The organism is Marinifilum sp. D737 (assembly GCF_026672275.1).
Taxonomy (GTDB): Bacteria; Bacteroidota; Bacteroidia; order Bacteroidales; family Marinifilaceae; genus Marinifilum.
Genome location: NZ_JANQCD010000117.1, coordinates 1 through 371, shown reverse-complemented (window position 1 = coordinate 371; position 371 = coordinate 1). Strand labels below are relative to the sequence as shown.

Genomic DNA, 371 nt, shown 5'->3' with positions numbered 1-371 from the left:
GCAGAAGGTAATTGCGCAGCTAAAGCTTCTGTGGATATCGCTTTGCACGATCTGGTTGGAAAGATATTGGATAAACCTTGGTTTAAGATTTGGGGTTACAATCAGGAAGATACCCCACTAACCACTTTTACCATTGGAATTGATGAACCGGAAGTAGTAGTGGAAAAAGTAAAAGAGGCGTCGCCTTATAAAATACTAAAAGTTAAGATTGGAAGAGGCAATGATGAAGAAATGATCAACACGATAAGAAAAGTCACTAATGTGCCTTTGTGTGTTGATGTAAATCAGGGTTGGAAAGACAAGCATGAAGCATTGGATAAGATTCATTGGTTGAAAGAACAAGGAGTTGTTTTTGTTGAACAACCAATGGA

The 371-nt window shown here is 38.3% G+C and carries 1 protein-coding gene; it reads left to right on the top strand.

Features of this window, described 5'->3' with window-relative positions; all coding sequences use genetic code 11:
- Window positions 1-371, top strand: a 371-nt coding sequence (locus tag NQ163_RS20895; protein ID WP_326493345.1) for an enolase C-terminal domain-like protein, incomplete at both ends; no start/stop codon positions are given.